A 21,605-nucleotide genomic window follows, 5' to 3' on the forward strand; every position below is an offset into this window, starting at 1 on the left:
AGCGCCCGTGTTACCTCGAGGTCCGGTAGCACCAGTAGCGCCTGCTGGTCCAGTAGGTCCGGTAGGTCCTTGAATGAACGAAGCAGAATTAACTAGAGCAGTTTGTAATGCTGCTATTAATTTAAGAAGCTCTTGAAGTGTGCAAGGGTCAATTCGGAATAATTTTGTAATGTATAGTAAATAGTTAATGAGATTTTGAAGCTCAATAAATACAGCGCTTGCTACAAAGGTTGGATTTCTTAATATAGTTATTAAGTTTTTAATAATAGCTAACCCTTGTGCTTTCAGGGAGGAAGTAGCGTCTAGTGAACAAATAAATTTACTTAGTAGGTTCAATGTATCGATTAGATCTTCAATATTTTGGGGAGATGGATTTGCAAAAAGTGTTGGGATTATTTTTGTTAAATCAATAATAATCGCACGAAATGTTCTAAGTTGAGCTTTAGTAATTGGGATTGATGGAGTATTTGGGATTCGTCCAGCGCTACTTGGAAAGCATGGTTTGGAGAATTTGTTTTGATTGTCGTTATAACGAGACATTAAATCTCTCCTTTCTCACGAAAATGTGAACGAAACTCATCATAGTAGATGCAGAAATTAGTTAAATGGTCATAGTAAAATCGTTTGTTTAAAGAAAAAATAGAAAAAACGCCTTACAATAAGGCGTTTTTTCTATTTTCTGCGTATTGATAATATCGCTTTAATGAAATTTTTGATTTGAATCCAGCGAGTTTTATAATTTCTGATTCAGGAGTTTCTTTTTTTATTAAGTTTAAAATATAGGTGTTACGAAAATGTTGTCCTGAAATTCCTTTACGTAAATTGGCTCTAGCCACTTCGAGGCGAATCATTTTTTGTATAGCAATTTCCGTTAATGCCTTTGGTGCATCATTTTCATATACCCACCTGTATGTTCCACGGTTAAAATCAAATGCGACAAACAATGAATCATCACTATGATACTTAGGACGAACTGGTTCTGGGATACTTTTGTAATAATTATATAGTTGTTTTTTGTCTTCTTTTGCTAATGTAATTGTTCTTTCTACACCTGCGGTTGCTGGGATTGACAATGTGTTAGTTTCAAAGTGAACGTGATGCATTGTTAATGCTGTAAGTTCCTGTAAGGATAAACCGTAGTCGATCAATAGATTTAAAATAGCAATATTGCGATCCATTAATAAAGGGCGCACAGGAAGTTGTTTTTCTGAAAGTCCTTCTAATGAAGTGACTATATACTTTAATCTTTTTTCTTCATCAGGTGAAATGAAATCTTCGTTACGAAGTGTACGGTCTGGTTGAATAGATATTTCCATATTCTTCAATGGATTGGGAATGTTTAGAAAGTGATGCATTCTATTTAATACAGTAAATACACGATGCATCGTTTTTTCTGAGTAATGTCGATTCGTTTTTAAATCGGAAAAGTAATCTTCGTAGTCTTTTGTACAAAGTGTAGCCCATATATTACTGGAAGGGAGCTTTTTGTTTTTTTCTAACCAATGTCCGAAGTCTTCAACGTCATAAACATAACGTTTAATAGTTGAGGGTTTTCGGCCTTTATTCAATAAAAAAATAGAAAAGGCTTGTATTGTATCATGGAATTCCGTTGTCTCCATAGTCCCACCACCTTAATTATTTCTTATATTATAGCAAACTTTTCTGAAAATAGGCATTTACAAGGGGGACAGGAATAATAATATTTGGTGAGTGGATAAAGTGAAACTATAATCAGTGGGGATTTTGTTCATCCCCTGCTGATTATTAGTTGAACCAATCGGGCATTTACGGGCGGTTATCTCCCGCTTAAATACCAAGCGTTTGCTGAATGTCGAGGTGGGAGTCTTACTGCTCGCAAATAGCGGGATAAAATGAGGTGATTGTATGGAACAATCGATGCGAAAGAAAAACAACAATCAAATTAATATTGTGTTAAACCATCGAAAGAAAATTTCTTTGCCAGCCGCAGAAAATAAAACGGTAATTTCAAATGAAACTACAATTAAACATGAAATGCTGCAGAGAATTGAAGAAGAGATGGGGAAGCTTGTTGGGATGGATGATATAAAAAAGATAATAAAAGAAATATATGCTTGGATTTATGTGAATAAAAAAAGACAAGAGAAGGGATTGAAGTCTGAGAAGCAAGTACTTCATATGCTGTTTAAAGGGAATCCGGGTACAGGGAAGACAACTGTTGCTAGAATGATAGGAAAATTGCTGTTTGAGATGAATATTCTATCGAAAGGCCACTTGGTTGAAGCTGAACGTGCTGATCTTGTAGGTGAGTACATCGGCCATACAGCTCAAAAAACAAGAGACTTAATAAAAAAAGCAATGGGAGGTATTTTGTTTATTGATGAGGCGTATTCTTTAGCTCGAGGAGGAGAGAAGGACTTTGGAAAAGAAGCAATTGATACGCTTGTAAAACATATGGAAGATAAACAACATGGTTTTGTATTGATTTTAGCTGGATATTCAAGAGAGATGAATCACTTTCTTTCATTAAATCCAGGGCTGCAATCTCGTTTTCCATTTATTATTGAATTTGCGGATTACTCGGTAAATCAGCTATTGGAAATTGGAAAGAGAATGTATGAAGATCGTGAATATCAGTTATCAAAAGAAGCTGAATGGAAATTTAGGGATCATTTACATGCGGTGAAGTATTCGTCGCAAATTACATCGTTTAGTAATGGGCGGTATGTACGGAATATTGTTGAAAAATCAATTCGTACACAGGCGATGCGGTTGTTGCAAGAAGATACGTATGATAAAAATGATTTAATTGGAATATCGAGTATGGATTTGATGTTCGAAGAGGAGACGCACAGTACATAAGCTGTGCGTCTATTTTTGTGTATAAGTTCGTTTACTCTTTTTTTGCTTTTTCTTGGTGCGCTTTATGGAAGCGTTCCATTTTAGCGCTCTTTTCGTGTGCTGAATTAGGGTCGTGTCCAAATTGGTTTACTGAACTTTTTTGAGCTCCTTTATTAACGTGGTTTGTCATTTGTATTCACCTCACTTTAAAAATTAGTATAAACATTATATAAAGAAAAAATCGTTAGAAAAGAAAAACCTCTTTACGATATGTAAAGAGGTTAGATTGCTATTTATGCATTGAACGTTCTTTCGTTTCGATACGTCTGTGCGGTAAATGCCATTTGTAATGAATAGAAACCATGCGGAAGCAAACAATTAAAATGAATAAAATGTAAAGGGCCCAATCGCTAACAATAATTTGAGCGCCAATTAAGAAACCTGCTAAAATTGTCCAAAAGGCATATACTTCAGCTCGAAGAACGAGAGGTTTTCTGCGGGCTAAAAGGTCGCGAATGATACCGCCGCCGATACCAGTTAAAACAGCTGCCACGATTGTGGCGCTAATTGGTAAATTTAATTTTTGAGCATATAATGCTCCTTGTACAGCAAATGCTGATAAGCCGATAGCGTCAGTGATATTTTCCCACTTTTTCCAATGTCTAATTAACTTATTTGGAAAAAGAAAAATAATAGTCATTGATAAAAGTGCGATTTGGAATAACATGTCTTGTTGCCAAAACGCGACAATCGGATAACCGATTAATAAATTACGAAGGGCACCTCCCCCAAATGCGGTTGCCATTCCTAAAATATACACCCCGAAAATATCATAATCCTCTTCCATTGCAACAATGGCTCCGCTTAGTGCGAAAGCGATTGTGCCTATGATGCTAAAAATCTCCCATGCCATGAATTTTCTCCCCCGCTAACTAGATGAAATGTGCTTCCTCTGCTATTATATTAGAAGGTTTAAATTTCGAAAAGGATGAGTGAACATATTTGATGGAAGAAAAAGAAAAAGTCATATTAGTAGGCTGTCAATTGCCGCAAGATGATGATGAAAAATTTATGCATTCCATGAAAGAGCTTGCATCACTAGCTAAGACTGTGAGAGCGGAAGTGTTAGTTTCAACAACGCAAAAACGACCGAAGTTTCATCCGGCAACTTACATAGGTAAAGGGAAATTAGAAGAGCTTACAATGCTAACTGAAGAATTAGAGCCGGATGTTATTATATTTAATAATGAATTAACGCCGAGTCAAATTCGAAATTTATCCTCAGTATTAGATGCGAGAGTAATTGATCGAACGCAACTAATACTAGATATTTTTGCGCAACGTGCGAAGTCGAGGGAAGGTAAGCTTCAAGTAGAATTAGCTCAGTTGCAATATACAATGCCACGTCTTATGGGGCAAGGGTTGTTCTTATCACGTCTTGGTGGTGGTATTGGAACGAGAGGACCGGGTGAGACGAAACTTGAGACGGATCGTCGTCATATTCGATCGCGTATTGATGAAATAAAGAAACAACTTGCAGTTGTTGTGGAACACCGAAAAAGATATCGTGAGAGAAGAAAAGACAATAAAGTATTTCAAATTTCATTAATAGGCTATACAAATGCAGGGAAATCGACACTGTTTAATAGATTAACGGAAGCTAATACGTTTGAAGAAAACCTTCTGTTTGCAACACTAGACCCAACGACGAGGAAGATGCCCTTACCTTCTGGTTATACAGTATTACTAACTGATACTGTTGGTTTTATACAAGATTTACCCACTTCATTAATTGCTGCTTTTCGTTCAACACTGGAAGAAGCGGGGGAAGCAGATGTTATTTTACATGTAGTTGATTCTGCGGATCCTAACTACATAGGGCATGAAAAAACAGTAAAACGATTATTATCAGAACTTGAAATTAATCATATTCCTATTATTACGTTATATAATAAAAAAGATGAATTACATCAAAACTTTATTCCGTTTCCGAAAAGTGATTTCTTAATGACTAGTGCTTTTGAAGAAAGTGATTTATTGCGTATAAAAGAAGCGATAGAAATGAAAATGAAGAAAGAAATGGATCGTTATCGAGTAGAAATCCCTCCGAGTGAAGGTAAGTTATTAACGCTTTTAAAGACGGAAACGCTATTAGCAAAGATGGAGTTTCTGGAAGATAAATTTGTATATGATTGTGCAGGGTATATTTTTACTCATTCATCGCTTAATGTGCAATTAAAGAGATTTTTAGTGGAAGAAGGAGAAAATAAAAATGTTTGATCGTTTGAAAAATGGAGAAAAAATTGCTCCAATCGTAAAAGAAGTAGAGAATCAGATTACAGAAGTACATAAACGTGCGGATGAAGTAATTGAAAGTAATCAGTTTCGTGTATTAGAAAGTTTTCGTAAACATAAAATTAGTGACTCGCATTTTATCCCGACGACAGGTTATGGTTATGATGATATTGGCCGTGATACGTTAGAAAAAGTGTATGCTGATGTATTTGGGGCGGAAGCTGGACTTGTTCGTCCGCAAATTATTTCAGGTACTCACGCTATTTCTACAGCGTTATTCGGTATTTTACGTCCAGGAGATGAGTTATTGTACATCACTGGAAAACCGTATGATACGTTAGAGGAAATCGTTGGCGTGCGTGGGAAAGGTGTAGGTTCATTTAAAGAATATAATATTGGTTACAATGCAGTTCCGCTAACTGAAGGTGGGCTTGTTGATTTTGAAGCTGTTGCAGCAGCGATTCATAGTAATACGAAAATGATCGGTATTCAGCGTTCGAAAGGTTATGCTACTCGTCCATCGTTTACTATTTCTCAAATTAAAGAGATGATCGCGTTTGTTAAAGAAATTAAACCTGATGTTGTTGTGTTTGTAGATAACTGTTATGGTGAGTTTATTGAAGAGCAAGAGCCGTGTCATGTTGGTGCAGATTTAATGGCGGGTTCGCTTATTAAAAACCCAGGCGGGGGAATTGTAAAAACTGGTGGTTACATTGTCGGTAAAGAACAGTATGTTGAAGCGTGTGCATATCGTTTAACATCTCCGGGAATTGGTGCGGAAGCTGGAGCGTCTTTATACAGTCTGCAAGAAATGTATCAAGGGTTCTTCTTAGCGCCACATGTTGCAGGACAAGCGCTGAAAGGTGCAATTTTTACAGCTGCGTTTTTAGAAAAGTTAGGAATGAACACGTCACCAGCGTGGAATGCACCAAGAACAGACTTAATTCAATCTGTTCAATTTGATGATAAAGACCGTATGGTTGCCTTCTGTCAAGCGATTCAATATGCATCTCCAATTAATTCGCATTTTACTCCGTATGCAAACTATATGCCAGGTTATGAAGATGATGTAATTATGGCGGCGGGAACATTTATTCAAGGTGCAAGTATTGAATTGTCTGCTGATGGTCCGATTAGACCACCGTATGTTGCATATGTGCAAGGTGGATTAACGTATTCGCATGTTAAAATTGCGATTTGTTCTGCGATTGATGAATTGATTGAAAAGAATTTATTAACAATTTCTTAAAGGGGAGCTGTCGATATCGGCAGCTTTTTTCGTATAAAAGTAACGATTTATGCGATTAGAAAAAAGAATGAAAAAATTTATAAAAAATCATGTAAGAAAAGCTAACATCTATTGACACTAAACATAACATGTTATAAAATGAGAAGCAGTTAAGGCGAAGGAGGAACTGAAAAATGAAAGAAGATAGACGTTCTGCCCCGCTGTTTCCAATTGGTATTGTTATGGATTTAACACAATTGTCTGCACGTCAAATTCGCTACTATGAAGAGCATAATCTTGTTTCTCCAACCCGTACAAAGGGGAATCGTAGATTATTTTCATTTAACGATGTAGATAAGTTGTTAGAGATTAAAGATTTGTTAGATCAAGGCTTGAATATGGCTGGTATTAAGCAAGTGTTACTAATGAAAGAAAATCAAACAGAAGCAGTGAAAGTAAAAGAAGAAACGAAAGAAATTTCAAAAACTGAGCTTCGCAAAATACTTCGAGATGAACTACAACATACAGGTAGATTCAATCGAACTTCATTGCGACAAGGTGACATTTCAAGATTTTTTCACTAAAGATAACTGATTCTGAAGGCGATTAGAGGGACTAAGGAGGAATTTATAATGTCTAGATACACAAAAGAAGATATTTTCCGTTTGGCGAAAGAAGAGAATGTAAAGTATATCCGTTTACAATTTACGGACCTTTTAGGGGTAATTAAAAACGTAGAGATTCCAGTGAGACAATTAACGAAAGCTCTTGATAACAAAATGATGTTTGATGGATCTTCGATTGAAGGTTTCGTACGTATTGAAGAATCTGATATGTATTTATATCCTGATTTAGACACTTGGGTAATTTTCCCTTGGACAGCTGAAAAAGGTAAAGTAGCTCGACTAATCTGTGATATTTACAATGCAGATGGCACTCCATTTGATGGAGACCCACGTAACAACTTAAAACGTGTGTTAAAAGAAATGGAAGCTTTAGGATTTTCAGACTTCAATCTTGGACCAGAGCCAGAATTCTTCCTATTTAAGGTTGATGAAAAAGGAAATCCAACATTAGAACTAAACGATAACGGTGGATACTTCGACCTTGCGCCGATGGATCTAGGGGAAAACTGTCGTCGTGATATCGTTCTTGAACTTGAAGAAATGGGATTTGAAATTGAAGCATCTCACCATGAGGTTGCTCCAGGGCAGCACGAAATTGACTTTAAATATGCAAATGCAATTCGCTCATGTGATGACATTCAAACATTCAAACTTGTTGTAAAAACAATTGCTCGTAAACATGGTTTACACGCAACGTTTATGCCAAAACCACTATACGGTGTGAACGGTTCAGGTATGCACTGTAACTTATCATTATTTAAAAATGGTGAGAACGTATTCTTTGATGCAAACGGTGACTTACAATTAAGTGATGATGCTCGTCACTTCATCGCAGGTATTTTAAAACATGCACCAGCATTTACAGCGATAGCAAACCCAACTGTAAACTCATACAAACGTCTAGTACCTGGATATGAAGCACCTTGTTACGTAGCATGGTCTGCACAAAACCGTAGCCCGTTAGTACGTATCCCTGCATCTCGTGGTATTAGTACACGCGTAGAAGTACGTAGTGTTGACCCAGCTGCAAACCCATATTTAGTAATGGCTACATTATTAGCTGCAGGTCTTGATGGAATTAAAAACAAATTAACTCCACCAGCTGCAGTAGACCGTAACATCTATGTAATGACAAAAGAAGAGCGCGAAGAAGCAGGTATCGTTGACTTACCAGCAACATTAGCGCAAGCGTTAGTTACATTACAATCTAATGAAGTAGTATGCGGTGCACTAGGAGAACACTTACTTGAGCACTTCATCGAAGCGAAAGAGATTGAGTGGGATATCTTTAGAACACAAGTTCACCAATGGGAACGCGATCAATATATGTCTCTTTACTAAGAGGCTTGAACCCTTGATACAACTCGTATCAAGGGTTTTTTAATTCCCTATTATTACAATTTTATATGGTTGCAAAATGAAAAACAGCCACATAAAAGCCAATAATTAATAACAAGTAGTGATATCATAGAAAAACATTATCAGATAAATGTAAGTTTTATATAATTTGTGAAATGAAAAAGCCTTGATACTACGGTATCAGGGCTTTTTTAGTGAAGTTATTGGATATGTTAACTACTAGATAATGGATTGTTTTTGGTTATTTTGAATCATGTTACTAAGAAAATCTTTTCAAAAGAAGTGATTTTATCTTTTTTTTTAAATCACTTGTGCTATAACTTAATAATTCTTTACTGCCTGTACAACGCGACCAATGATTTTTACATCTTCAGCTGAAAGATCGTAAGTTTTTGGTTCGTGGATAGGATCATTACTCAATGGTATTAAAGTAATGATGCTTCCAGACTTTGAAATCTTTTTCACGGTAGCATCATAACCATTGACTTTTACAACAGCAATTTGTCCGTTTTCAACATAAGGAGTTTCCTCTACTAAAACATAAGAACCATCAGGAAATTCGAGATTCATGCTAGTGCCTTTTACAGTAAGATAAAAATACTTTTTACGCTTGTTTAAAAATGTACTCAGCATTGGTAAATAGCCTTCGATATTTTCTTCAGCGAATATAGGTGTACCAGCTGCTACAGAACCAATGATAGGAATATGAATAATATTTGATTGATCGTTTTGGATGGTTTCATAAATAGAAACTTCTTCTTTAACAGTATTGTCCTCTTGAGTTGCGAGTTTTTCTAAATCATCAGTAGTGATTCCTAATCCCTTACAAACTTTTATTACATTATCAACAGATGCTTTACCAATCCCTCTTGATAACATGGATTGCAGTGTTGTGGGGGGGAGACCTATTTTTTCGGCGAAGGCTCTTTTGCTATAGCCAGCTTCTTTTATTAAGCGTGTTACAACCTCTGCTTTTTTCATTACTTTCACCATCTTTCATATTAAAATGTATACGATATTGCGTATTTCTGTATATATCATAACCTAACTGAATTTGTTAGTAAATAGAAAAGTATACGAAATTGAGTATTTAAATACGTTTTTTTGTTGACTAAATACGAAATTGAGTTTATATTTAAATGGAAATGAACGCAATATCGTACAAAAAATAGGTGGTGAGTCGATGTATTCGAATTTGCGTGCAGAGATGGCGAGAAAAAGAATTATGATTACACAAATTTCTTCGCATCTGAAACTTCGCCACGCAACAGTGAGCGACAAAATAAATGGTAAATTTCGTTTTTATTATGATGAAGCTTTTGAAATTAAGAAAACTTTTTTTCCAGAACATAATTTGGAATATCTCTTTGAATTTGAAGAAAACGAAGCGAATTGAAATCGGAGGAGAATTGCTTAAAATGGATAACCGAATTATTGAATAATGACTTAATAAAAGGGTTCATATCATAGTATTTATTTTAAATTTCGATAATTAGTTAATCTGTAAAAAGAAAGCAACGAATTATGCGTAGTGCGAAATTATCTCAATACAATAAAGATAGTTCAAAATTAGTAGTGAGGAGGAGATGAGGATGGGGCAATTAACTGACTCATCAGTACATAGTTCATTAGTATTTGAAGTTAATGGAAAAGTAGTAACGGATAGTTTGGTAATTGCGAAGATATTCAAAAAAGATCACTTCGACGTTTTGAAGGAAGTTCGAAAACAAATTGTATCTGTAGGTGAAGAGTTTGGAGGAGAAAATTTTCACGAGTCCACTTATATGAATTCAAAGAACAGGCGAATCCCTAAATATGATTTAACAGAAGAAGCATTTACGTTACTTGTGATGGGATATACCAGTAGAGAAGCGGTTGGAATAAAAATTAAATTCATGAAAGAGTTCAAACGAATGAAGCAGTATATACAAAATCAACAAAATGTGCCAAAGGATCCAATGGGGGTTTTAAAGTTAACATTTGCTGCGTTAGAAGGGCATACCCAGGAGATACAAGAGATTAAGTCTGAGGTGAAGGGATTGCGAGAAAATACGCCGCTGTATGCTATCGAGTGTGAAGAAATAACAAGGGCTGTAAAAAGGTTAGGTGTTATGTTATTGGGAGGTAAAAATTCAAATTCTTATCAGGATATCGGCCTTAGAAGGAAGTTATATAGAGATATTTACAGTCAGTTACATCGGGAATTTGGTGTGAATAGTTATAAAGCTATTAAGCGTCATCATTTGGATAGAGCAATACAAATTATTAATGAAGAATATTCAATCCCAACTGTTTTAAATGAAGAAATTACAGTTAAAAACTCACAAATAAATATGGCAGACATTCAGTAGGAGGAAAGAACATGCAAAGAAAGATTTTAGTAATTACTAGCAGTTTAGCAGGATTACCAACTGTCAGTGAATTTAAAACAAAAGAAGATGCAAAAGAGCAGGTTAGAAAGCTTATTCAAAAAGGAATGAGTCAAAATGTGATTCGTATAACACAAGAAATTCCAATGAATATCGAAATTCAAGTGGATGTTGAATTTGAGGAATAAGAGAGGTTTAGAAGAAAATAGATATGGATAGCATGATTGTTTTGAATGAATAAGAAAAGAATCCGTTGCAGCGGATTCTATAAGAAAAAATATCTCTAGATAAGTATAACATTGAATACCGTTTTTGAGAATTTATGAGGTGGCTAGTATGGGGATTATTCGAGTGAAAAAAGATAGTAATTATTCTGTTATAAATAATACTGGTTTAAAAGATGAAAGGTTGTCATGGAAAGCGAAAGGAATCTTAGCCTATGCGCTTACATTACCAGACGATTGGACTTTTCATATTAGCGAATTAGCTCGACATGCTAAGGATGGAGAAGATTCGCTCCGTACAGGTTTTAAGGAATTAAAAGAATTAGGTTATGTAAAACGTTATCCTGTTCGTGATGGGAATACGAAAAAAATTACAAGGTGGGATACGGAAATTTACGAAACGCCACAAAGGAACATGCCACAAGTGGAAAACCAAGATGTGGTAAAGCCATATGTGGAAAATCAGACACTACTAAATACTAATAGACTAACTACTAATAAACGAAATACTAATATACAAAATACTAATCATTTTGATGATATGGATAAATTAGACTCTCGTGTATTTATTAATGAGAGGGTTAAAGTAAGTTGTAACTTTATTAAGGGGATGGGCATTCCGTTAAGTGAAATTGCAATTGCAGAGTTGGGGGATTTTTGTAATTTGTTTAGTGATGAGTTAATTCAGTATGCAATTAATAAAGCCGTTGATGAGAATGCACCAAGATGGAACTACATTAAGGCTATATTGAGGAATTGGAAGGAGCAAGAAGTTAAAACATTAGTTGATGTGGCTATAATAGATAGACGTTTCGAAATGAGCAAGAAAAAGAAATATAACGGGACAGGTAGGAAGTATTCAAATAGAAAAGAGATTGTACCCGATTGGTTATATAAAGATGATGAATCAACAAATCTAGAAGAGGAAAGAAAAACTGTGCAGTCTATTGATGAAGAGCGTGAGAGATTACAAGAAGTGTTAAATAAATATAGGTCATAAGAAAAAATACTAGATGATTTACGAGTAATAAAGATTGAAAAGGCTAATAAGCATATTCATTCTATTAAATTAGTATTAAGAGACTTTGTAAAAAGAACGGAAGTGGGTGAATCAGTAAGTGTTCGAATGGCTCAAAGATTATAAGAAGTTAGAAGAAGAAATTGCTTATTTAGAATACAACTTAGATAAATCAAAAGCCGAATTGAAGCGTTGGATTAGCGGTGATTTGCAAAATGTAAGGTTAACCGCTGAATCGGAAGGGGCTAAGGTAGAAGGGCGGATTGAAGCAATTGAATATGAATTAGCTCATAAGATGAATGAAGAGTATGATTTAAAGCTTTTGATTAATAAGTTTACAGGACTGGATCATCAAATACTTAAAATGAAATATGTTGATGGAATGACTTTAGAACAAATTGCGTTTGAATTACATTATAGTACAGGTTATATACGCCGGAAACACGCTGAAATAAGGAAGATTGTCAAGTTTTTAGATGGATTTTAATGTTACCTTTTTGTAGGATACATGCAGTGTACAGAAAGTATTGAAAAAGTGATTTATAGTAGTAATATAAGATTTCGACGAAAGGGCAACTATTTTTATGGTTGCTCTTTTTGTTGTGAAAGAAGGTGAGTAACATGAAGTGATTTGATGGATTAATGGGTCTTTAGCTTCTAGTTATATTTAGTAAAGTAGTAGTTTTGCAGGCGAAAATAATAGAAAAATAAGGAGATGTTTAATGATGAGTTTATTAGCTGCTTCAGTCAAAACAAAGAATTTGCCACAACAGGTGTTACGTTGGCAATCAATGGTAGAAAGTGAATGTGCTGCACAAGGTGTATCTGAGTTAGTTCCTTACGTGCTTGGAGTTATTATGGTAGAAAGTGGAGGGAATTCTGAAACGACACCTGATATTATGCAGTCCAGTGAATCACAAGGATGGGCAATGAATACGATTAAAAATCCGAAAGATTCAATTTATTACGGAGTGAAGCATTTAAAGGGTGCTTTTGATGATGCGAAGAAAAATGGCATTACAGATTTAAGTGCCATTGTTCAATCATATAATTTTGGACGAGCTTACCTTCGCTGGTTAGCATCTAATAATAAACAGCATTCATTACCGGTGGCAGATCTGTATTCTAAAACGGTTGTTGCACCATCTCTTGGAAATACAACTGGTGCTATGGTTCGATATAATCAGCCTATCGCAGTGGCATACAATGGTGGTTACCGATATAAAAATGGAGGGAATTTTTTCTACTCTGAAATCGTTAAGCAATATGTGAATTTTGATGGAGGTGGCAACAATACTGATAAACCGATACAACCAGTAGGTCTTGGAATTGCTGTAAATAAATATCCGAATAACGGTGGTATTAATCTATATAGCCAACCACAAGGTGGACATTTTACGAGAGTAATTTATGATAAAACACCGTACCTTATTATAGATGCAGCATGGTTTGAAAATCCTATGATTTGTCTCGGGAACGAGGCATGGGCTGCTCTGGAACATTTCGATGTGCAATGGTTCAGTGCTTATTCAAAATATCCACCAGGTGGCGGTATTAACACGTATGATGGTCCTAACGGAAATTATACAGGTTTTGTAGATGGGTCTGTTCCGTATAGACTTTTAGGACGAAAAGATGGTTACCTGGGTATTGGAAATAATGCATGGGTAAAAGAAGAACATTTTGATGTTAGATAATAACGGGGAGCTTTTCGTTCGGTTAATCTTAAGATTTGAAAAACTAAAATACATCCAAAAAATAATAAATATAGACAGTGAACGAAGGTGCTCATTCAAGCACCTTTTTTATATTGTGTAAAAATAGAAAGGAAGACTAATATGGCAAAATTTATTTATCCTACAGATACAACAAGAGTAACAAGTGGTTTTAGAGGTAGTAGACCAGATCATCATGGGGTAGACCTTGCTGAAGCGGGCTATCATCCGATTTATGCAGCAGCTAGCGGGCAGGTTAGTCGTTCTTATCTTTCATCTAGTTATGGTGAATGTATTATGATTGTGCATACTATTGATGGAGTTACATGGGAAACTGTATACGCTCATATGCGTAGTGGTTCTCGAACAGTAAAAGTAGGCGATTATGTTACACAAGGACAAACTATTGGGGTTATGGGGAACACAGGGGAGTCTAGTGGCCAACACTTACATTTTGAATTGCATAAAGGGCGCTGGGATGCTAGTAAGAGTAAAGCTGTGAATCCACTAGATTATTTGGGGAAAGGTGACAGTGGCAACAATACTGATAAACCGATACAACCAGTAGGTCTTGGAATTGCTGTAAATAAATATCCAAATAATGGGGGTATTAATCTATATAGCCAACCACAAGGTGGACATTTTACGAGAGTAATTTATGATAAAACACCGTACCTTATTATAGATGCAGCATGGTTTGAAAATCCTATGATTTGTCTCGGAAACGAGGCATGGGCTGCTCTGGAACATTTCGATGTGCAATGGTTCAGTGCTTATTCAAAATATCCACCAGGTGGCGGTATTAACACGTATGATGGTCCTAACGGAAATTATACAGGTTTTGTAGATGGGTCTGTTCCGTATAGACTTTTAGGACGAAAAGATGGTTACCTGGGTATTGGAAATAATGCATGGGTAAAAGAAGAACATTTTGATGTAAAGTAGTATCTCGAAATCCATGAATATTAAATTAGATAAACAAAAAGCATTATATGATGATTTTTTGAGGTGAGGTTAATCTCTGTAAACCGGTGGGCGAAGAGTAGAGAGAAATTAATGGAAGAGCAAGAGCAACGGACACATAGTTGCTCTTTTTTTTTTGAAAGAAAGTGATAACAATGAATCACCTATAGAAAATGCTAGCCGTATATGCATTAAGCCATCAGATGTACTTAGTAACACAGTAGAAATTTTAGGTGAAAAAACAAGAGAATAAAAAGGAGATGTTCAGCAATGGAAATTAGACAAAAATTAGTTAACTCAAGTAAATATGGTATAAAGTGTCCCAATACAATGACACCGGAATTCATCACAGTGCATAATACATACAATGATGCATCAGCTGAAAACGAAATATCTTATATGATTGGAAATAATAATTCAGTTTCGTTCCATGTTGCAGTAGACGATAAAGAGGCAGTACAAGGTATTCCATTCGATCGTAATGCTTGGCATGCTGGTGATGGTAACGGAAATGGTAATCGTAAATCTATCGGGGTTGAAATTTGCTACTCTTTAAGTGGTGGGGATAAATATTACAAAGCAGAAGATAATGCAGCAATTGTTATTGCTCAGTTAATGAAACACTTCAATATTCCAATTAGTAATGTACGTACACATAAGTCCTGGAGTGGCAAGCATTGCCCACATCGTATGCTTGATGAAGGAAGGCTGGATCAATTTATTAAGAAGATAAATGAAGCACTTAACAACGGTAATAACGATAATAAACCGATACAACCAAAAGGCCTTGGAATTGCGACATCTAAATATCCAGAGGGTTGGGGTATTAATTTATATAGTAGTGGTAATAAAGATGCTTGGTTCACTGGTGAAGTAATTAATACTAAGACTCCATATTTAATTTTAGATGGTGCTTGGTATGGTGGTAATGAAAATATGCTGTGCCTAGGATGGCAGCAATGGGCGAAGCAAGAACATCTTGATGTACAGTGGTTCTATGCATATTCAAAATATCCAGCAGGTTATGGTATTAACACATATAAAGGGCCGAATGGTGAATGGACTGGTAATGTAGATGGGTCTGTGCCTTATGGGATTTTTGCAAGAAAAGATGGTTATATCGATATTGGGCAAAACACATGGGTAAAAGAAGAACATTTTAATGTGAGATAAGGATATGAGAGTAGGATCACTCGTGTGATTCTTTTTAATTTTTGAAAAGGAGATGAGAACGATGGAAGAACAAATCTTCAATTCAATGATTCAACAAGGAGCATTCGCAGCTTTATTTGTATGGATGCTGTTTACTACGCAAAAAAAGAATGAACAGCGCGAAGAACAATATCAAAAAGTTATTGAAAAAAATCAACAGGTCATTGAAGAACAAGCGAAAGCATTTAGTTCGTTGTCGAAGGATTTATCAGATGTTAAGCAAAAAATCTTGGGAAACGGGGATGAGAAATAAAATATGATATTAAAGTATTTGTCGCGTATGCAGGTTCTCAAATAGGAATGCGATTAATATATAATAATGAGAAAAAGCCCTAATACCGATAAGTATTGGGGCTTTTTCTCATTAGCTATAGTGAATAAGGTTGTGGTGGATTCTTCAAGAGGAAAGAGTGAATGAAGTCTAATGTAAATGAAATGAAACCTTGAATGATGCTTAGTTATAACGCAGTCTTATTCAGGGGTTCGTTAGTTTATTTTCTAAATTTAGGGAATAAATATAGCTTAGTACCTTGCAATAAACAATACCAAGTGGTATATTATGGATAAAACAGGTACCGTGTATTGAACAGTACTAAGATAGGAAAGGAGGATGGCACTTGAACGTTCAGTTTAAAAAAGGTGTGCTTGAACTTTGTGTATTAGCACTTGTAAAACGTAAAGATAGTTACGGTTATGAACTTGTTCAGCAAATTTCTAATAAATTTTTAATATCGGAAGGGTCAGTATACCCTTTATTACGCCGTTTGACGAAAGAAGGGTATTTTCAAACGTATTTAAAGGAATCTACGGAAGGGCCACCTCGTAAATATTATCAATTAACAGAGCAAGGGGAGACGCAATTTCATTTGTTAGTAACAGAATGGCGTGATTTTGCGAAAGGGGTACAAGAAATTATTGAAGGGGTGGAATGGGATGAGTAAAGAAGGGTTTCTTAAAGAATTATCAAGTTATCTTAGAAAGTTACCAGAGGAAGAGAGGCAAGATATTTTATTGGATTATGAAGAGCACTTTCAGTTTGGACTAGAAGAGGGGAAAACTGAATCAGAAATAATTCAGGGCCTTGGTTCTCCGAAAGTAATCGCAAAAGAGTTACTTGCGATGTATCGCTTCGATGAAATGAAAAAAAATCCATCGACTTCAAATGTGACAAGAGCTGTTATGGCAGCGATTGGACTTAGTTTGTTTAATTTTATTATTGTGTTAGGCCCGTTAGTCGCAATTGTTGCTTTTATATTTTCTTTTTGGATTGGTGGTATTGCTAGTGTAGTAACACCATTTTTCGTTATTGGAAAAGTATTTATGGGTACTTTTATATGGTTGGATCTTTTCGTTAGTATAACGTTTGTTGGAGTAGGTTTATTGTTATGTATTATCGCTTTTTATAGTACAAAGTGGTTTAAGAGATTGTGTGTACGATATGTAATATGGAACTTCAAAATGATAAAAGGAGAGTAAATGATGAAAAAACTATTTTTAATCGCTATCGCTTGTATCATTATTGGAGTAATAGGAATTTCCCAAACATATGAAAAAGCAGTACAAACTGCTGAAAAAGGCGATAAAGAAGATGTAATTAAAAACGAAACATTAAAAAATATAGAAGTTAAGTTAGATGCCGGAGATATTGTTATCCAAAAATCTCCTGATTCTTCTTTTTATGTAAAGCAATCAGGAGATGTACGTAAACAAGAGATTCGTATTGCAGAAGATGGTGACACATTAAAAATTATTGGGGAAAGAGAAAAAGGTGCTTCATTTGATTTTTCTTTTTATGATTTTAGGTTTCAAACGTCTAAATTGACTCTCCTTGTGCCCGAACGCTCTTATCAAGATGTAAAAGTAAATTCATCTGCTGGACAAATCGAAATGAGTGATGTGAAAAGTGATAGCGTAAGTGTTAGAACACTTGCTGGAGAAGTAGAGTTGAAACAAGTAACGGCTAAGAATGTGGAGGGATCGACAAAAGCTGGTGAGGTGAACTTTAAGAAGGTATTAGGGAAAGTGACCGCAAAAACAACAAGTGGGGAAATAAATATTCAAGATCATGATTCTAAGTATAATCTAGAAGCAAGTTCAACTGCGGGAGATATAGATATTACTTTATCGGAAAAACCACAAGATGCGGTAATTACTGGGCAAAGTGCTGCCGGAGATGTAACAATTTTTAATGAAGAAAATAATAACGTAACAATTGGCAATGGTAGTAAAAAGATTAGCGGTAAAACGGCTGCGGGAGATGTGACGATTGAAACTCGTTAATAAGAAATAGAATGTATGGAAATCTATCAAAATACAAAAAAAGAAGATAATTACCGTATATAAATAAGGTAATTATCTTCTTTTTATTATTTTTAATGTAAATCACGATATACGCCAATTACTTTCCCGATAACTGACACTTGTTTTAAAATGATAGGTTCTAATGAAGAGTTTTCTGGTTGTAGACGGAAATGGTCTTTTTCTTTATAGAAACGTTTAACAGTTGCTTCGTTATCTTCTGTTAAAGCGACTACAATTTCACCATTATATGCAGACTGTTGTTGGCGAACAACAACTAAATCTCCATCGAAAATACCAGCTTCAATCATACTATCTCCAGAAATACGTAACATGAACACTTGGTCTGCTCCAGCAACAATACTAGCTGGAAGTGGGAAATGTTCCTCTACGCTTTCAACCGCTGTAATTGGTAAACCGGCAGTAACTTTTCCGACAATTGGAACTTGAATAACAGATTGTGTTTCCGTATCCATTCGGTCTTCACCTAAAATTTCAATGGCACGTGGTTTTGTTGGATCGCGTCGAATGTATCCTTTTTCTTCTAATCGTGATAAATGTCCGTGCACTGTAGAACTAGAAGCGAGGCCGACTGCTTGACCAATTTCACGTACGGAAGGTGGATATCCTTTTTCTTGTACTTTTAGCTTAATAAAGTCGAGAATGTCTTGCTGGCGTTTCGTTAACTTTTCCATGTTTTCTAACACCTCGTTTTCTTTCATTTTTCTTATTAATAAGTATAACATGTGAAAAAACATTCTACAAACATAAGTTCGAACAAATGGCGGATTTATGTTACACTATAGGGAAATAATAGGGAGAAAGAGGGGTTCAAAATGAATGCAATTATTTATGCACGTGTGAGTACAACGAAAGAAGCGCAAGAAACATCATTATTACGTCAAAAAGATGAATTATTGCATTTAGCTGAGCGCTATCAAATGAATGTTACTAAGGTGATTGAAGAGCAGGCTAGTGGATATACAATTGAACGTGACGGTATATTAGAGGTGCTGGATACAATTCGAGACGAACAAATTGATGTGTTACTTATACAAGATGAAACGCGCCTTGGTAGAGGAAATGCGAAGATCGCATTAATGCATTGTTTACATAAAGAAGGCATAAAAGTATATACGCATACACATAATGGTGAATTACAATTGTCGGATTCTGATTCGATGGTATTAGATATTATTGGTATTGTTGAAGAATATCAAAGAAAGATTCATAATTTGAAAATTAAACGAGGTATGCAACGTGCAGTAGAAAAAGGTTATCGTCCAGAAAATAATTTAAAAAATCGTCATTTAAGTGTAGGAAGAGAGAAAAAAGAAGTGCCAATTGAGGAAATTGTACGTTTGCGAAAAAGTGAACTCACGTTTGAAGAAATTGCAGCAACATTACGTGGATTTGGTCATAATGTTTCAAAGGCGACTGTACATCGTAGATATGTAGAGTATACGAAGCAATTGCTTGATAAAGAAGAGTAACTATTGTATGATAATAATCAGTTTTGATTAGAAGGGGGATTCGAGATGATTAATCACGAACTCGTTGAACGCATTAACTTCTTAGCGAAAAAAGCAAAAGCTGAAGGTTTAACTGAAGAAGAGCAACGTGAGCGTCAATCGCTACGTGAACAATATTTAAAAGGATTTCGTCAAAATATGTTAAACGAACTTAAAGGAATTAAAGTTGTTAATGAAGAAGGTACAGATGTTACACCGACGAAATTAAAAGCTTTAAAAAAGCAAGATAATGCAAAATTAAATTAAAAGATGGGCGAAGCCCATCTTTTTTTATTTGTAAAAATCGTTATTTAATAACTTTCCAGTTGTTATTAACTGTTGCTTCTATCGTTTTATGTTCCAATATATAATTAGCGATAAGTTCAGACATATCTGTGGGTATATCTTTTACTACCGGTTTGTTTTGAAACATAAAGAAATTTCCCCCGCCACTTGCACGATAATTATTCATTACAACTTCATATTCTTCATTCATATTAAGAGGAGCACTGTTATGCTGTAAAGATTCTACTCTTTCACCAATTGGTTTTGAAATGTTTAATACATATGAAATCCCTTCCCACATATCATAATTATAATGTTGTGGTTTTGGTTCTATGTAGGTAGGACTTACGATGATGGATCCATCTGTTTTTAATGTGAAATAAGAAGCAGAGAGTTCAAGAGCGGCTTTTATATCAGCTCCAGTTATTCTAATTACTTTTAATGTGTTTGGATAAATATAATTAGAAACGATGTCACGCATTGTTACATGTTCCGGGAAACCTGGAGATGTATTATGGAACAAACTTGTACAAGAAATTGATACCTTAGCTATATCCATCTGTATTTTATTTATGAATTCGATAAAAGGATGATCGTGCAAACGAGTTTGCATAGCATCTGAAATTTGCATGTCCCCCTGAATGATTCCAATAGGTTGATCAAGCCACTTTTGTGTTTTCTCTTCGTAATCGGCTACCAATGAAAGTACATCTTGGTCCGCTTCAATTCCTTGTACAGATAATAATTCAGAAGAGCTCTCTTTTTTCACCCATTTATGTTTCGTTTTTTCGAATGTTACTTTTACTTTTCCGACTGAGTGTCCATTGCATCCGGTCTGTAAAATTGTTACACCGTTAGCCATTGTGTGAGAAATTTCTCGGTGTTGATGACCTGTTAGTAAAAGATCTATGCCTTCAATTTCATGGCACATTGCATATCCTTGGTTTTCACCTGTTAACACTTCAGTAGGTTCCCCGGTTTGTAAATCTTTTTCAAATCCACCGTGATAGGCTACGACTAATAAATCGGGTTTCTCATGTTCGCGAATATAAGAAACCCATTTTTTTGTAGTCTTTAATGCATCTTCAAATAGTAAATCTTTAATGTGATGGGCCTGTTCCCAATTTGGGATGTAATGTGTTGTTACCCCTAAAATAGCGATTTTTATATTGGATTCAATCTGTTTGATTAAATAAGGTTTTCCGAAATAGGGTTTGTTTATGTTTTTATCTAATATGTTTGCTGATAGGTACGGGAAGTTCGCAGTAGTCACAGCATTATTTAATATATTCATCCCGTAATTAAATTCATGATTGCCGATAATTGCAGCGTCATACTGTAAGTAATTCGCTAATAAGGACATTGGATTTTTTTTGTTTTTTTCGTATGTAACGTAATGATAAGTAAATGGCGTTCCTTGAATAAAGTCGCCATTATCAATTAAAAGAACGTTTGTATTTTGGGAACGTTCTTTTTTTATAAGAGTAGAAATTTTAGCTAAACCAAGTTCTGCTGGGGAGTTATCTTGGTAGTGAATAGGATAAACAGTGCCATGTATATCGCTTGTTAATAAGATGTTTAAAGTTACAGTTTGATTTTGTTCCAATATGACTCACCTTTTCTATTGTTATCTTCCAATTAATCATATCAAATATGTGAAGTGAATTTTGATGTGAATGTAT

26 protein-coding genes are annotated in these 21,605 nt (G+C 35.2%); 19 read left to right on the forward strand and 7 right to left on the reverse strand.

Features of this window, described 5'->3' with window-relative positions; genetic code table 11:
* The coding region (locus tag DN400_RS25645; RefSeq protein ID WP_147802012.1) for a collagen-like protein at positions 1 to 540 on the reverse strand (540 nt) is incomplete at its 3' end.
* 113 nt (positions 541 to 653) lie between these two features.
* Positions 654 to 1,619, reverse strand: a complete 966-nt coding sequence (locus DN400_RS25650; RefSeq protein WP_000450330.1) for a tyrosine-type recombinase/integrase — start codon at positions 1,617 to 1,619, stop codon at positions 654 to 656.
* Positions 1,620 to 1,884: 265 nt separating this feature from the next.
* Between DN400_RS25650 and spoVK the strand changes: the two genes are divergently transcribed.
* Complete coding sequence (gene spoVK / locus DN400_RS25660; protein WP_065229217.1) at positions 1,885 to 2,841, forward strand: stage V sporulation protein K; 957 nt, start codon at positions 1,885 to 1,887, stop codon at positions 2,839 to 2,841.
* Positions 2,842 to 2,872: 31 nt separating this feature from the next.
* On the opposite strand, the gene DN400_RS29640 is transcribed toward spoVK, so the two are convergent.
* Both DN400_RS29640 and DN400_RS25665 read right to left on the reverse strand, forming a co-directional pair.
* Positions 2,873 to 3,010, reverse strand: coding sequence for a hypothetical protein (locus tag DN400_RS29640; protein ID WP_000181505.1), 138 nt, complete (start codon positions 3,008 to 3,010; stop codon positions 2,873 to 2,875).
* Between the two features lie 99 nt (positions 3,011 to 3,109).
* Complete coding sequence (locus tag DN400_RS25665) at positions 3,110 to 3,733, reverse strand: trimeric intracellular cation channel family protein (protein ID WP_000312267.1); 624 nt, start codon at positions 3,731 to 3,733, stop codon at positions 3,110 to 3,112.
* 92 nt (positions 3,734 to 3,825) lie between these two features.
* Here DN400_RS25665 and hflX point away from each other — a divergent pair, with 92 nt between their 5' ends.
* From hflX to glnA, 4 genes are all read left to right on the forward strand, one after another.
* Complete coding sequence (hflX, locus tag DN400_RS25670; protein ID WP_065229216.1) at positions 3,826 to 5,100, forward strand: GTPase HflX; 1,275 nt, start codon at positions 3,826 to 3,828, stop codon at positions 5,098 to 5,100.
* The gene (locus DN400_RS25675) at positions 5,093 to 6,364 is read left to right on the forward strand and encodes a methionine gamma-lyase family protein (protein WP_000460282.1); all 1,272 of its coding nucleotides are present in this window, start codon (positions 5,093 to 5,095) and stop codon (positions 6,362 to 6,364) included. Before hflX ends, DN400_RS25675 begins: the two co-directional genes overlap by 8 nt.
* Positions 6,365 to 6,537: 173 nt before the next feature.
* Positions 6,538 to 6,927 carry a transcriptional repressor GlnR gene (glnR, locus tag DN400_RS25680; protein WP_000656783.1) on the forward strand — a complete coding sequence of 130 codons (390 nt, stop codon included), beginning with the start codon at positions 6,538 to 6,540 and terminating at the stop codon, positions 6,925 to 6,927.
* A 48-nt stretch (positions 6,928 to 6,975) separates the two neighbouring features.
* On the forward strand, positions 6,976 to 8,310 hold the full coding sequence (gene glnA / locus DN400_RS25685; protein WP_000092763.1) for a type I glutamate--ammonia ligase: 1,335 nt from the start codon (positions 6,976 to 6,978) through the stop codon (positions 8,308 to 8,310).
* 339 nt (positions 8,311 to 8,649) lie between these two features.
* Here the strand turns inward: glnA and DN400_RS25690 are convergent, their stop codons facing one another.
* Positions 8,650 to 9,309 (reverse strand): LexA family protein, encoded by a 660-nt coding sequence (locus DN400_RS25690; protein ID WP_000708856.1) that lies wholly within the window; start codon positions 9,307 to 9,309, stop codon positions 8,650 to 8,652.
* A 202-nt stretch (positions 9,310 to 9,511) separates the two neighbouring features.
* Here DN400_RS25690 and DN400_RS25695 point away from each other — a divergent pair, with 202 nt between their 5' ends.
* The 12 genes from DN400_RS25695 to DN400_RS25750 all read left to right on the forward strand — a co-directional run bounded on the left by DN400_RS25695 (position 9,512) and on the right by DN400_RS25750 (position 18,109).
* Positions 9,512 to 9,724 carry a hypothetical protein gene (locus DN400_RS25695; protein ID WP_029443074.1) on the forward strand — a complete coding sequence of 71 codons (213 nt, stop codon included), beginning with the start codon at positions 9,512 to 9,514 and terminating at the stop codon, positions 9,722 to 9,724.
* Positions 9,725 to 9,920: 196 nt separating this feature from the next.
* Entirely contained in the window at positions 9,921 to 10,679 is a 759-nt protein-coding gene (locus DN400_RS25700; protein WP_048564701.1) for an ORF6C domain-containing protein, read from the forward strand.
* An 11-nt stretch (positions 10,680 to 10,690) separates the two neighbouring features.
* Positions 10,691 to 10,885 carry a hypothetical protein gene (locus DN400_RS25705; RefSeq protein ID WP_001189064.1) on the forward strand — a complete coding sequence of 65 codons (195 nt, stop codon included), beginning with the start codon at positions 10,691 to 10,693 and terminating at the stop codon, positions 10,883 to 10,885.
* Positions 10,886 to 11,033: 148 nt separating this feature from the next.
* Positions 11,034 to 11,921 carry a DnaD domain protein gene (locus DN400_RS25710; protein WP_065229215.1) on the forward strand — a complete coding sequence of 296 codons (888 nt, stop codon included), beginning with the start codon at positions 11,034 to 11,036 and terminating at the stop codon, positions 11,919 to 11,921.
* A 118-nt stretch (positions 11,922 to 12,039) separates the two neighbouring features.
* Positions 12,040 to 12,426 (forward strand): DUF1492 domain-containing protein, encoded by a 387-nt coding sequence (locus DN400_RS25715; RefSeq protein ID WP_000464425.1) that lies wholly within the window; start codon positions 12,040 to 12,042, stop codon positions 12,424 to 12,426.
* A 238-nt stretch (positions 12,427 to 12,664) separates the two neighbouring features.
* Complete coding sequence (locus DN400_RS25720) at positions 12,665 to 13,636, forward strand: lysozyme family protein (RefSeq protein WP_065229286.1); 972 nt, start codon at positions 12,665 to 12,667, stop codon at positions 13,634 to 13,636.
* Between the two features lie 141 nt (positions 13,637 to 13,777).
* Positions 13,778 to 14,599: a M23 family metallopeptidase gene (locus DN400_RS25725; RefSeq protein ID WP_065229214.1), complete on the forward strand. Its 822-nt coding sequence runs from the start codon at positions 13,778 to 13,780 to the stop codon at positions 14,597 to 14,599.
* A gap of 288 nt (positions 14,600 to 14,887) precedes the next feature.
* Positions 14,888 to 15,790: a peptidoglycan recognition protein family protein gene (locus DN400_RS25730; RefSeq protein WP_063548393.1), complete on the forward strand. Its 903-nt coding sequence runs from the start codon at positions 14,888 to 14,890 to the stop codon at positions 15,788 to 15,790.
* 61 nt (positions 15,791 to 15,851) lie between these two features.
* Entirely contained in the window at positions 15,852 to 16,082 is a 231-nt protein-coding gene (locus tag DN400_RS25735; protein WP_000392443.1) for a BhlA/UviB family holin-like peptide, read from the forward strand.
* 364 nt (positions 16,083 to 16,446) lie between these two features.
* Complete coding sequence (locus DN400_RS25740; protein ID WP_001102628.1) at positions 16,447 to 16,770, forward strand: PadR family transcriptional regulator; 324 nt, start codon at positions 16,447 to 16,449, stop codon at positions 16,768 to 16,770.
* Entirely contained in the window at positions 16,763 to 17,305 is a 543-nt protein-coding gene (locus DN400_RS25745) for a DUF1700 domain-containing protein (protein WP_000031386.1), read from the forward strand. Before DN400_RS25740 ends, DN400_RS25745 begins: the two co-directional genes overlap by 8 nt.
* Positions 17,306 to 18,109 carry a DUF4097 family beta strand repeat-containing protein gene (locus tag DN400_RS25750; protein ID WP_001986547.1) on the forward strand — a complete coding sequence of 268 codons (804 nt, stop codon included), beginning with the start codon at positions 17,306 to 17,308 and terminating at the stop codon, positions 18,107 to 18,109.
* Positions 18,110 to 18,201: 92 nt separating this feature from the next.
* On the opposite strand, the gene lexA is transcribed toward DN400_RS25750, so the two are convergent.
* Entirely contained in the window at positions 18,202 to 18,822 is a 621-nt protein-coding gene (gene lexA, locus DN400_RS25755; protein WP_000413738.1) for a transcriptional repressor LexA, read from the reverse strand.
* A gap of 141 nt (positions 18,823 to 18,963) precedes the next feature.
* Between lexA and DN400_RS25760 the strand changes: the two genes are divergently transcribed.
* Together DN400_RS25760 and DN400_RS25765 are read left to right on the forward strand one after the other, a co-directional pair.
* On the forward strand, positions 18,964 to 19,620 hold the full coding sequence (locus DN400_RS25760) for a YneB family resolvase-like protein (protein ID WP_000991471.1): 657 nt from the start codon (positions 18,964 to 18,966) through the stop codon (positions 19,618 to 19,620).
* Between the two features lie 45 nt (positions 19,621 to 19,665).
* On the forward strand, positions 19,666 to 19,905 hold the full coding sequence (locus DN400_RS25765) for a DUF896 domain-containing protein (RefSeq protein WP_000607015.1): 240 nt from the start codon (positions 19,666 to 19,668) through the stop codon (positions 19,903 to 19,905).
* A gap of 40 nt (positions 19,906 to 19,945) precedes the next feature.
* Here DN400_RS25765 and DN400_RS25770 read toward each other — a convergent pair whose 3' ends face one another.
* On the reverse strand, positions 19,946 to 21,529 hold the full coding sequence (locus DN400_RS25770; RefSeq protein ID WP_065229213.1) for a bifunctional metallophosphatase/5'-nucleotidase: 1,584 nt from the start codon (positions 21,527 to 21,529) through the stop codon (positions 19,946 to 19,948).
* Positions 21,530 to 21,605: the final 76 nt, after the last annotated feature.

Source organism: Bacillus sp. AR8-1 (assembly GCF_008042345.1).
Classification (GTDB): domain Bacteria; phylum Bacillota; class Bacilli; order Bacillales; family Bacillaceae_G; genus Bacillus_A; species Bacillus_A cereus.

What these genes read in the sequence shown, in the direction of transcription:
- DN400_RS25735 (WP_000392443.1), top strand. Translation starts at nt 15,852, where the DNA reads ATGGAAGAACAAATCTTCAATTCAATGATTCAACAAGGAGCATTCGCA.
- DN400_RS25650 (WP_000450330.1), bottom strand. Translation starts at nt 1,619, where the DNA reads ATGGAGACAACGGAATTCCATGATACAATACAAGCCTTTTCTATTTTT.
- DN400_RS25710 (WP_065229215.1), top strand. Translation starts at nt 11,034, where the DNA reads ATGGGGATTATTCGAGTGAAAAAAGATAGTAATTATTCTGTTATAAAT.
- DN400_RS25695 (WP_029443074.1), top strand. Translation starts at nt 9,512, where the DNA reads ATGTATTCGAATTTGCGTGCAGAGATGGCGAGAAAAAGAATTATGATT.
- glnR (WP_000656783.1), top strand. Translation starts at nt 6,538, where the DNA reads ATGAAAGAAGATAGACGTTCTGCCCCGCTGTTTCCAATTGGTATTGTT.
- DN400_RS25700 (WP_048564701.1), top strand. Translation starts at nt 9,921, where the DNA reads ATGGGGCAATTAACTGACTCATCAGTACATAGTTCATTAGTATTTGAA.
- DN400_RS25690 (WP_000708856.1), bottom strand. Translation starts at nt 9,309, where the DNA reads ATGAAAAAAGCAGAGGTTGTAACACGCTTAATAAAAGAAGCTGGCTAT.
- DN400_RS25765 (WP_000607015.1), top strand. Translation starts at nt 19,666, where the DNA reads ATGATTAATCACGAACTCGTTGAACGCATTAACTTCTTAGCGAAAAAA.
- spoVK (WP_065229217.1), top strand. Translation starts at nt 1,885, where the DNA reads ATGGAACAATCGATGCGAAAGAAAAACAACAATCAAATTAATATTGTG.
- DN400_RS25750 (WP_001986547.1), top strand. Translation starts at nt 17,306, where the DNA reads ATGATGAAAAAACTATTTTTAATCGCTATCGCTTGTATCATTATTGGA.
- DN400_RS29640 (WP_000181505.1), bottom strand. Translation starts at nt 3,010, where the DNA reads ATGACAAACCACGTTAATAAAGGAGCTCAAAAAAGTTCAGTAAACCAA.
- hflX (WP_065229216.1), top strand. Translation starts at nt 3,826, where the DNA reads ATGGAAGAAAAAGAAAAAGTCATATTAGTAGGCTGTCAATTGCCGCAA.
- DN400_RS25760 (WP_000991471.1), top strand. Translation starts at nt 18,964, where the DNA reads ATGAATGCAATTATTTATGCACGTGTGAGTACAACGAAAGAAGCGCAA.
- DN400_RS25730 (WP_063548393.1), top strand. Translation starts at nt 14,888, where the DNA reads ATGGAAATTAGACAAAAATTAGTTAACTCAAGTAAATATGGTATAAAG.
- DN400_RS25745 (WP_000031386.1), top strand. Translation starts at nt 16,763, where the DNA reads ATGAGTAAAGAAGGGTTTCTTAAAGAATTATCAAGTTATCTTAGAAAG.
- DN400_RS25675 (WP_000460282.1), top strand. Translation starts at nt 5,093, where the DNA reads ATGTTTGATCGTTTGAAAAATGGAGAAAAAATTGCTCCAATCGTAAAA.
- DN400_RS25720 (WP_065229286.1), top strand. Translation starts at nt 12,665, where the DNA reads ATGAGTTTATTAGCTGCTTCAGTCAAAACAAAGAATTTGCCACAACAG.
- DN400_RS25725 (WP_065229214.1), top strand. Translation starts at nt 13,778, where the DNA reads ATGGCAAAATTTATTTATCCTACAGATACAACAAGAGTAACAAGTGGT.
- DN400_RS25665 (WP_000312267.1), bottom strand. Translation starts at nt 3,733, where the DNA reads ATGGCATGGGAGATTTTTAGCATCATAGGCACAATCGCTTTCGCACTA.
- lexA (WP_000413738.1), bottom strand. Translation starts at nt 18,822, where the DNA reads ATGGAAAAGTTAACGAAACGCCAGCAAGACATTCTCGACTTTATTAAG.
- glnA (WP_000092763.1), top strand. Translation starts at nt 6,976, where the DNA reads ATGTCTAGATACACAAAAGAAGATATTTTCCGTTTGGCGAAAGAAGAG.
- DN400_RS25705 (WP_001189064.1), top strand. Translation starts at nt 10,691, where the DNA reads ATGCAAAGAAAGATTTTAGTAATTACTAGCAGTTTAGCAGGATTACCA.